Origin of the sequence: Sporosarcina sp. P33, from assembly GCF_002077155.1 — a bacterium.
GTDB lineage: Bacteria > Bacillota > Bacilli > Bacillales_A > Planococcaceae > Sporosarcina.
This window is the reverse complement of sequence record NZ_CP015027.1, coordinates 1,021,468-1,027,500: the sequence shown is the minus strand read 5'-3', so window position 1 is coordinate 1,027,500 and position 6,033 is coordinate 1,021,468. Positions and strand designations below refer to the sequence as shown.

The following is a 6,033-nucleotide window of genomic DNA, read 5'->3' as shown; positions in this document are numbered from 1 at the left end:
AGCGAAGCTCTGAATTGAAGCCCCAGTAAACGGCGGCCGTAACTATAACGGTCCTAAGGTAGCGAAATTCCTTGTCGGGTAAGTTCCGACCCGCACGAAAGGCGTAACGATCTGGGCACTGTCTCAACGAGAGACTCGGTGAAATTATAATATGCGTGAAGATGCGCATTACCCGCGACAGGACGGAAAGACCCCGTGGAGCTTTACTGTAGCCTGATATTGAATTCCGGTGCAGCCTGTACAGGATAGGTAGGAGCCTTGGATTCCGGAGCGCCAGCTTCGGAGGAGGCATTGGTGGGATACTACCCTGGCTGTATTGGACTTCTAACCCTTGCCCGTGATCCGGGCAGGAGACAGTGTCAGGTGGGCAGTTTGACTGGGGCGGTCGCCTCCTAAAGAGTAACGGAGGCGCTCAAAGGTTCCCTCAGAATGGTTGGACATCATTCGCAGAGTGCAAAGGCATAAGGGAGCTTGACTGCGAGACCTACAAGTCGAGCAGGGTCGAAAGACGGACTTAGTGATCCGGTGGTTCCACATGGAAGGGCCATCGCTCAACGGATAAAAGCTACCCCGGGGATAACAGGCTTATCTCCCCCAAGAGTCCACATCGACGGGGAGGTTTGGCACCTCGATGTCGGCTCGTCGCATCCTGGGGCTGTAGTCGGTCCCAAGGGTTGGGCTGTTCGCCCATTAAAGCGGCACGCGAGCTGGGTTCAGAACGTCGTGAGACAGTTCGGTCCCTATCCGTCGCGGGCGCAGGAAATTTGAGGAGAGCTGTCCTTAGTACGAGAGGACCGGGATGGACATACCGCTGGTGTACCAGTTGTCTTGCCAAAGGCATCGCTGGGTAGCTATGTATGGACGGGATAAATGCTGAAAGCATCTAAGCATGAAGCCCCCTTCAAGATGAGATTTCCCATTACGCAAGTAAGTAAGATCCCTCAAAGATGATGAGGTGGATAGGTCTGGGGTGGAAGTACGGCGACGTATGCAGCTGACAGATACTAATCGATCGAGGACTTAACCTATTATAAAAAGAAATTACTTGAAATACCCAATGTCTTTTATTCAGTTTTGAGTGAACAAAGAGTGTTGAAAAAACACTTGACATTCCCACTCAGTTTGGTATAATAATCATGGCTTTAAAAACAGTTCAGTGACGATGGCAAAGAGGTCACACCCGTTCCCATACCGAACACGGAAGTTAAGCTCTTTAGCGCCGATGGTAGTTGGGGGTTTCCCCCTGTGAGAGTAGGACGTCGCTGGTCTGTGAATCAAGTCACTTGTGTCATACCAATAATACCATTTCATATTATTCCGCAGTAGCTCAGTGGTAGAGCAATCGGCTGTTAACCGATCGGTCGTAAGTTCGAATCTTACCTGCGGAGCCATTATTGGAGAGCTGTCCGAGTGGCCGAAGGAGCACGATTGGAAATCGTGTAGGCGGTTTGCGCTGCCTCAAGGGTTCGAATCCCTTGCTCTCCGCCAGATTCACATATACGCTCTCAACTTTATACGGCCCCTTGGTCAAGCGGTTAAGACACCGCCCTTTCACGGCGGTATCACGGGTTCGAATCCCGTAGGGGTCACCATTTTAATTAATATTTCTTAGCAGCGAAAACAATTTAACCCAGGAGGATTAGCTCAGCTGGGAGAGCACCTGCCTTACAAGCAGGGGGTCGGCGGTTCGAGCCCGTCATCCTCCACCATATGTATTTCAATAGTATTGTCGCGGGGTGGAGCAGTGGTAGCTCGTTGGGCTCATAACCCAAAGGTCGCAGGTTCAAATCCTGCCCCCGCAACCAAGGTCCCGTGGTGTAGCGGTTAACATGCCTGCCTGTCACGCAGGAGATCGCGGGTTCGATTCCCGTCGGGACCGCCATTTATTACATACGCTTTTACAAGCGTCATTGTCAAAATATCATTAGTGGCTCAGTAGCTCAGTCGGTAGAGCAAAGGACTGAAAATCCTTGTGTCGGCGGTTCGATTCCGTCCTGAGCCACCATTTAATATGCCGGTGTAGCTCAATTGGTAGAGCAACTGACTTGTAATCAGTAGGTTGAGGGTTCAAGTCCTTTCGCCGGCATCCTTCTTGGTGGGGTAGCGAAGTGGCTAAACGCGGCGGACTGTAAATCCGCTCCCTCCGGGTTCGGCGGTTCGAATCCGTCCCCCACCACCATTTAGGGGCATAGTTCAACGGTAGAATAGAGGTCTCCAAAACCTTTGGTGTGGGTTCGATTCCTACTGCCCCTGTTTCCTTAAATTAATTATTGTGGCGGGCGTGGCGAAGTGGTTAACGCATCGGATTGTGGTTCCGACATTCGGGGGTTCGATTCCCCTCGTCCGCCCCATACAACTGAAAGTATTGAACATTTATTTCTTTACTATAAGTGATTATAACATGGCGGGCGTGGCGAAGTGGTTAACGCATCGGATTGTGGTTCCGACATTCGGGGGTTCGATTCCCCTCGTCCGCCCCATTAATGGGGTATAGCCAAGCGGTAAGGCAACGGACTTTGACTCCGTCACTCGTTGGTTCGAATCCAGCTACCCCAGTAGCTTTTGCGGAAGTAGTTCAGTGGTAGAATACGACCTTGCCAAGGTCGGGGTCGCGGGTTCGAATCCCGTCTTCCGCTCCACTATGTTGGCGGCATAGCCAAGCGGTAAGGCACGGGTCTGCAACACCCTTACCACCGGTTCGATTCCGGTTGCCGCCTCCATATTTTATATAGTTTTTTACACGTGCCCGAGTGGTGGAATGGCAGACACGTCGCACTCAAAATGCGATGCCGCGAGGCGTGCCGGTTCAAGTCCGGCCTCGGGTATCATCAGATCTCGTTGAAGCGAGAATAAAGCATCTGCAAATGTTGATCTATCAACATTTGCAGATTCTTTTTATTTTGGATTCTATAATATTTGTTGGGGTGTAGACTCAATTTGATTTAGAACCTATGTTGGGTCAACGTCAAATATCGGGGTGGGGGAAATTCGCGTCATCCCAAATGCCCCTTCATATATTAATATTGAATGTTTAATAAAATCTTCGCCTGAAAGAGATCGAAACGTCGGGAACCGCGCCCATTGTGTTCCATCATTTTCGTTTTATGGTTAATCTCTTCTAATAAACCGCTGGAATAAGGGAAGATGAAGCTGTTCAGTATTACCGCTTGCCAATTCCTAAATGTCTTAACCGCCTTTTAGAATGCTTAGATCTGCTTCGTTTCCGCTTCTTGATAAAACTCCTTCAGACGTTTCCCCACCACAGCCACAGCTGTCATGGTCCAGTCAAACCATTCGCAGTACGTTTCTAACAGTTCATATACCTGCCGCACATTTTTCAGTCATCCAAAACAGCGATTCAAATACCAGCGTTCTTTTATACTCCATTTAGCCGCCGGTTTAAACAGTACATGACGCATTTGCCTGCACTTTTCCCGCCATAGGCGTGCAATTCTTTCAGCACTTGCCGCCGCACCTGATCCATCGTCCAGTATATATACCGGAAATAGTTGAACCCGTAGGCGACGATGACGGGTTAGTTCAGAGCTTTTTAACAACAGTTTGGAACTGTGCAATTTTTAGAATTTCACATTCACAATTTTCCTTCCTCATCCCATTTTCATAAAAAAATCATAACATCATACACTGGGAAAGTAGAGTTGGCAGGTCACTGAAAAATTGAATGACTGTAGCCACGATTGAGGTTTGGTTCAATAAAGTGCGGTTTCTAACCAGTTACAAAAGCCATTTAGCATAACGCTTCTATCAGAGAAGGCTTTCGCATTTACAGATTTTACTCATGTCGGATGCCCGCTGCAAATAACTGGAGCAGCAGAGGATAATCTATCAGTGGTCATAAAGAACGGAGGGGGAATATTATTGAAAAGTTTTTCTGAGGAGGCTTCATTTGAACTGCGGTTTTGGCTGCAGATCTTAGGTGATCACGGACGTTTTATGCATGATTCCTTAGCGCCGGAGGAAGTAGAAAATATTAAGACAGCTAGTTACTATATCGAATTATTTGATTATCACCTTGCAACCGCAAGGCAATCTTTGGATGAACAATCCCTTATAAAATTAACTAAAGAAGCCAAGAAAGCCAGTGAAGAAATTCGGAAGTTTAAATTATTATTGATAGAACAACATTTAGTGGGAAAGATAAAAATTTCTTTAACACCAACCTTCATAAATCACATGGTGAATGAAGTCGAAGAAGCTATACGTATATTTACCTGTCTGGAAAAGGGAGAAAAGCCGCCAACTGTACATTCACTTCATCATGACTTGTTGTGGTTATTGGATGCTGCGGGACATGCGGGTGCAATTGATGAAAATTTAGACAATGTAGAAAAACAACTTAAAAAGAAAAGTGAGAAATTCGCTAAAGAGTGGGAAGCCTTTTATTTAAGTGCTATTGAGATGGCTGGGTTTTTACGTACGAATGTAATGAAGTTTCCAGCATTAGATAAATTCCACAGCAACATAAATTTAGAAATGACTATATTTAAAACGTTTCTAAAAGAATTGGAGGAAATGCGAATAAATAAAGAAACGCTTGGAACCCTGTCTCCCTTAATGGCCGATCATATGGCACGCGAGGAAACATATTATCTAATGAAACTAGCCGAAACCACTGATCTGCCATCTCCAAAAGGGGATCCCACGAAACCCAGAACTAAATCATAAGCGATGTGTAAAGTGCTGTGCCAATTAAATAGCTGTTGTGTTGTAATAGGAGATGGATTTATATTGCTGAAAAGCGGTTTAGCTCCATCTCTTTTACTGGTTTGCGAAATGATATATATAATAATTATTTTGTTAATCTACTGTGAAATATTGAGGGATTGAAAGTTGGAATTTTAAAGTATGGATGATATACTTACTTCTTGTAATAGTAAATGTTCTGTAAGAAAGCTACCGCAATCGGACTGGCATTAAGTTCTATTCCACACTCTCTGAAGTGTAAAAGAAATGCCAGTAAATTTAATACACTGTAAGTAATATCGAAGGATTATATGTTGGAAACATGTTTTGTAAACGTACCATTAAATTATGGCATCCTTATGTGTAGTAAAAACAAGAGGGATGGGAAGATCATTTCACTTTTTGAATCTATGTTTATCTATAAAAAGCTAAAGGAAGTCGGAACAGATTGACATGTAAGTCATTTACACATATAGTAGCTATACAAAATAAAATATTCAACTTCCACTAAGGGGAGTAGCTAATACAGTAAAGTCGTCAATACGGGATATGAATCCCCGGCTTTATTGGCAACAATTGTTGTTTGCGAGACCTTACCGATTATTTGGTAAGGTCATTTTTATTTAAGACGTTATGACCGGAATTGGTTATAGCGTCTTTTTTTATTTTTTAAAGTAATTGGAGGTTGCACTTTGAATAATTATCTAGAACTTGTAAATTCAGTCATCATTAATGAGAAAAATCACTTAATCAGCTCAGATAGTTCTTTAAAGCTAGTAGGAACGGGGAGAAGTGCATTTGTTTTCAGAATTCAATCATCAAGTAAAGCAATTAAAGTGTTCTTTCCAAATTCTGCGTACATTGCTGAAGAAGAATCTGAAATATACAATTTACTTCAAGAGGTTGATTATTTTCCAACTATTTATGAAAGCGGATTGAATTATATTGTTATGGATTACATTGAAGGTCATACACTTTTTGAATGTATGACCCACGGGATTCACATTACGTCTGATCATATTAAAGAAACAGACTATGCACTGTCACTGGCTTCGGAATTAGGTTTAAATCCTTCAGACATTCACTTGCGTAATATTATCATCACTCCTAATAATAAGATAAAGCTCATTGATGTTGCACGATACAGACAACAGAAAAACTGCAAGCAATGGAGAGATCTTAAAAAAGCACATCATCAATTTTACTGTAAACGTTTCTTTCTCAAAAAAATTCCTTGTTCTTTTTTGAATATCGTCGCTTTTCTTTATAAAAAGGGGCTTATTCCATTTTACAGGTTATGAGAACGTATCGTGCTTAAAGAGTAGTGAT

At 43.7% G+C, this 6,033-nt stretch carries 4 protein-coding genes, 16 tRNA genes and 2 rRNA genes (1 of these 22 only partly in view); 20 read left to right on the top strand and 2 right to left on the bottom strand.

Annotated elements, in window-relative coordinates; genetic code table 11:
- The 18 genes from SporoP33_RS05245 to SporoP33_RS05160 all read left to right on the top strand — a co-directional run.
- Positions 1 to 1,028: ribosomal RNA gene (locus tag SporoP33_RS05245) — 23S ribosomal RNA — on the top strand; it begins 1,901 nt to the left of the window's first position.
- A 124-nt stretch (positions 1,029 to 1,152) separates the two neighbouring features.
- A 5S ribosomal RNA gene (gene rrf, locus SporoP33_RS05240) occupies positions 1,153 to 1,268 on the top strand.
- Between the two features lie 48 nt (positions 1,269 to 1,316).
- Positions 1,317 to 1,391, top strand: a tRNA-Asn gene (locus tag SporoP33_RS05235).
- A 5-nt stretch (positions 1,392 to 1,396) separates the two neighbouring features.
- Positions 1,397 to 1,488: transfer RNA gene (locus tag SporoP33_RS05230), tRNA-Ser, on the top strand.
- Between the two features lie 29 nt (positions 1,489 to 1,517).
- Positions 1,518 to 1,592: transfer RNA gene (locus SporoP33_RS05225), tRNA-Glu, on the top strand.
- Between the two features lie 41 nt (positions 1,593 to 1,633).
- A tRNA-Val gene (locus tag SporoP33_RS05220) sits at positions 1,634 to 1,709 on the top strand.
- Between the two features lie 21 nt (positions 1,710 to 1,730).
- Positions 1,731 to 1,805: transfer RNA gene (locus tag SporoP33_RS05215), tRNA-Met, on the top strand.
- A gap of 1 nt (position 1,806) precedes the next feature.
- Positions 1,807 to 1,882: transfer RNA gene (locus tag SporoP33_RS05210), tRNA-Asp, on the top strand.
- Positions 1,883 to 1,929: 47 nt separating this feature from the next.
- Positions 1,930 to 2,005 (top strand) — tRNA-Phe (locus tag SporoP33_RS05205).
- Between the two features lie 8 nt (positions 2,006 to 2,013).
- Positions 2,014 to 2,086: transfer RNA gene (locus SporoP33_RS05200), tRNA-Thr, on the top strand.
- An 8-nt stretch (positions 2,087 to 2,094) separates the two neighbouring features.
- A tRNA-Tyr gene (locus SporoP33_RS05195) sits at positions 2,095 to 2,179 on the top strand.
- Between the two features lie 3 nt (positions 2,180 to 2,182).
- A tRNA-Trp gene (locus tag SporoP33_RS05190) sits at positions 2,183 to 2,253 on the top strand.
- Positions 2,254 to 2,275: 22 nt separating this feature from the next.
- Positions 2,276 to 2,351: transfer RNA gene (locus tag SporoP33_RS05185), tRNA-His, on the top strand.
- Between the two features lie 53 nt (positions 2,352 to 2,404).
- Positions 2,405 to 2,480: transfer RNA gene (locus tag SporoP33_RS05180), tRNA-His, on the top strand.
- 4 nt (positions 2,481 to 2,484) lie between these two features.
- Positions 2,485 to 2,556: transfer RNA gene (locus tag SporoP33_RS05175), tRNA-Gln, on the top strand.
- 8 nt (positions 2,557 to 2,564) lie between these two features.
- A tRNA-Gly gene (locus SporoP33_RS05170) sits at positions 2,565 to 2,639 on the top strand.
- Between the two features lie 7 nt (positions 2,640 to 2,646).
- Positions 2,647 to 2,720: transfer RNA gene (locus SporoP33_RS05165), tRNA-Cys, on the top strand.
- Between the two features lie 24 nt (positions 2,721 to 2,744).
- A tRNA-Leu gene (locus SporoP33_RS05160) sits at positions 2,745 to 2,825 on the top strand.
- A gap of 192 nt (positions 2,826 to 3,017) precedes the next feature.
- Here the strand turns inward: SporoP33_RS05160 and SporoP33_RS16560 are convergent.
- Both SporoP33_RS16560 and SporoP33_RS16430 read right to left on the bottom strand, forming a co-directional pair.
- Positions 3,018 to 3,146: a hypothetical protein gene (locus SporoP33_RS16560; protein WP_369821967.1), complete on the bottom strand. Its 129-nt coding sequence runs from the start codon at positions 3,144 to 3,146 to the stop codon at positions 3,018 to 3,020.
- Between the two features lie 60 nt (positions 3,147 to 3,206).
- A complete protein-coding gene (locus SporoP33_RS16430; RefSeq protein ID WP_255363026.1) occupies positions 3,207 to 3,332 on the bottom strand; it encodes a hypothetical protein in 126 nt (41 codons plus the stop codon).
- A 547-nt stretch (positions 3,333 to 3,879) separates the two neighbouring features.
- Between SporoP33_RS16430 and SporoP33_RS05150 the strand changes: the two genes are divergently transcribed.
- Complete coding sequence (locus SporoP33_RS05150) at positions 3,880 to 4,686, top strand: DUF2935 domain-containing protein (protein ID WP_081242743.1); 807 nt, start codon at positions 3,880 to 3,882, stop codon at positions 4,684 to 4,686.
- A 710-nt stretch (positions 4,687 to 5,396) separates the two neighbouring features.
- Positions 5,397 to 6,005, top strand: coding sequence for a serine/threonine protein kinase (locus tag SporoP33_RS05145; RefSeq protein ID WP_081242742.1), 609 nt, complete (start codon positions 5,397 to 5,399; stop codon positions 6,003 to 6,005).
- Positions 6,006 to 6,033 lie beyond the last annotated feature (28 nt).